General features: G+C 40.1%; 2 protein-coding genes. Both read left to right on the plus strand.

The window, feature by feature from the left end:
• The first annotated feature begins 163 nt into the window (after positions 1 to 163).
• Complete coding sequence (locus BFI01S_RS21460; protein ID WP_061794387.1) at positions 164 to 880, plus strand: response regulator transcription factor; 717 nt, start codon at positions 164 to 166, stop codon at positions 878 to 880.
• A complete protein-coding gene (pnpS, locus tag BFI01S_RS21465; RefSeq protein WP_061794388.1) occupies positions 877 to 2,652 on the plus strand; it encodes a two-component system histidine kinase PnpS in 1,776 nt (591 codons plus the stop codon). Before BFI01S_RS21460 ends, pnpS begins: the two co-directional genes overlap by 4 nt.
• Positions 2,653 to 2,872 lie beyond the last annotated feature (220 nt).

Here is a 2,872-nt window from a genome sequence, read left to right on the forward strand (position 1 = left end):
CTTTCCAACAATTGACCCGAAAAACATCATGAAATATATTATAATAAAGATATATGGCAAATAGGGGTTTGATAAGCAGGAGGGATACCTGCTTTATATAAAGAATCGCTGATAAACAACAGTGATGTTTAAACAGGGGTAATTCATTCACTCGGAGGATCGTATGGATAAGAAAATTCTAGTTGTAGATGACGAACAATCTATCGTAACTTTACTTCAATACAACCTGCAGCAGGCAGGCTATGAAGTAATTACAGCCATGGATGGGCAGGATGGCAAAGACCTGGCCATTTCTGAAAAGCCGGATCTTATTGTACTTGATCTTATGCTGCCAAAGCTTGATGGAATAGAAGTATGCAAACAGCTTAGACAGCAGAAAATAGCGACGCCTATTTTAATGCTCACGGCCAAGGATGATGAATTTGATAAGGTTCTTGGTCTTGAACTGGGTGCAGATGATTACATGACAAAACCTTTCAGCCCCCGGGAAGTGGTTGCCAGAGTTAAAGCTATCTTACGGAGAACTCAATTTGTGCCTGAAGCTGCCGAGGAAAAAGCAGAAGATGGAGATTCTTTTAGGATTGGCGGCCTTAAAATCTTTCCACAGCATTACGAAGCCTATTTTGAAGAAGAACTTCTTGAATTAACTCCGAAGGAATTTGAATTGTTATTCTATCTTGCCAAGAATAAAAGCCGTGTCCTTACAAGGGATCAGCTGCTTAGTGCAGTCTGGAATTATGATTTTGCAGGAGACACGAGAATCGTTGATGTACATATTAGCCATTTAAGAGAGAAAATTGAAGCAAACACCAAAAAACCTGTATATATTAAGACCATTCGCGGACTGGGCTACAAATTGGAGGAGCCTAAAGGAGAATGACAACCTTTCGCACCCGCCTGCTTTTCGCATTGCTTTCTTTAATTCTGGTTGTTTTAGTTGCATTAGGCCTTCTTTTAGGCCAGCTTTTTAAAAGCTATTATTTAAATACATTTGATGCACGTCTGCAAAAAGAGACTGAAATGGCGGCGAGCTATATTGAGGGCAATGGAGGCATTGGATCCATTACTATTGAGAGAATCAATGAGCTGGGTGACATACTTGATGTGCGTGTAACTGCTACTGATAGCAAGGGCAGAATATTAATGGATAGCAGCATCAAAAGTGAGACAACGCAAAGCAGGCACCAGGAAATTATATTTGAAGTATTAAAAAAGAAATCTGCATATGAATCAGGATGGGAAGTGGCCGGAGGGTTTAATCTGCACTATTATTGGCAGCCTGTCATGATAAATGGCGAGAAGGAAGGCTATATCTTCTTAAGCACGAAGCTTGCTGAATTCCAAAAGGCCTATCAGCAGATTTGGTGGATTTTAGCCATCAGTCTTGGGCTGTCTTTATTTATGATTATTCTGCTCGGGTCAAGAATTATGGCAAGATATACAAAGCCTATCGAGTCAGCAACACAGGTTGCGATTGAACTTACTAAGGGAAACTATCGTGCAAGAACATATGAAGATCACGAAGATGAAACAGGTATGCTGAGTAAGTCTATCAATGTACTGGCGAGAAATCTTCAGGAAATGGTTAAATCCCAGGAAATGCAGCAGGACAGACTTGGGGCTCTCATTGAAAATATGGGAAGCGGTCTGATTCTTATTGACAGCAGAGGCTATATTAATTTAGTGAACCGGCCATATAAAGAGGTTTTCAATGTAAATCCTTCCGAATACCTTTACAAGCTCTATTATGAAGTGATAGAACACAAAGGTATTACCGAAGTGGTTGAGGAAATTTTCATGACCGAGCAGAAAGTAAAAAAGCAGCTCATTATTCCCGTCAATATCGAAAGACGTTATTTTGAAGTATATGGAGTTCCGATTATCGGCACAAATGATGAATGGAAAGGGATTCTGCTTGTTTTTCATGATATAACAGAACTGAAGAAGCTTGAGCAGATGAGGAAGGATTTTGTAGCGAACGTTTCTCATGAATTGAAAACACCTATTACCTCTATAAAGGGTTTTTCTGAAACTCTTTTGGATGGTGCGATGGAAAACAAACAGACTCTTAATGATTTCCTCAATATCATTTTGACGGAAAGTGATCGTCTGCAATCTCTTATTCAGGAATTGCTGGATCTGTCGAAAATCGAAAAGCAAGGCTTTAGTTTGTCCATTCAGCAGGTGGATCTGGCTGAGGTGCTCGAAGATGTGGTGGCCATCATGAAAGGGAAAGCAGCAGAAAAAGAAATCGTTTTGGAATATAAGAGAGAGGATAAACCTGTATATATTGAAGGCGATGTTCACCGGCTCAAACAGGTTTTTATAAATATCATATCAAATGCAATTTCTTATACGCCAAATCAGGGGGTCGTCCATATTTCGTTGGCAAACACCGGCAGCACAGTCTTAACCGAAATAAGGGATACGGGGATTGGAATTGAAGCCAGAGAAATCCCGCGTATTTTTGAACGTTTTTATCGGGTTGATAAAGCCAGAAGCAGGAACTCCGGCGGAACAGGGCTGGGGCTTGCAATCGTGAAGCATCTCGTTGAAGCACATAAGGGAACCATCTCGGTAAAAAGTGAGGTCGGAAAAGGTACCTCCTTTATTATTGAACTTCCGAAAATAATTATTGAAAAAAATGGATGAAGTGACAGGATTAACTTTACATTATTTTTACAGGAGATTTATGTTCCCTTTACATTCCGCTGATAAAATCATAATTGTTAAACCCCTTCATCCAAGGAGCCATAGAAAAAGGTGAAAGCTGACCCCGCTTTCGCCTTTTTCATGTAATAAGAAATTTAAAATTTTGAATTTCGATAACTGTCTAGCTCCAGCGCCTACCCCCTCGAGGTCACAAGCCAAG

Origin of the sequence: Cytobacillus firmus NBRC 15306 (assembly GCF_001591465.1) — a bacterium.
Taxonomy (GTDB): Bacteria; Bacillota; Bacilli; order Bacillales; family Cytobacillaceae; genus Cytobacillus; species Cytobacillus firmus.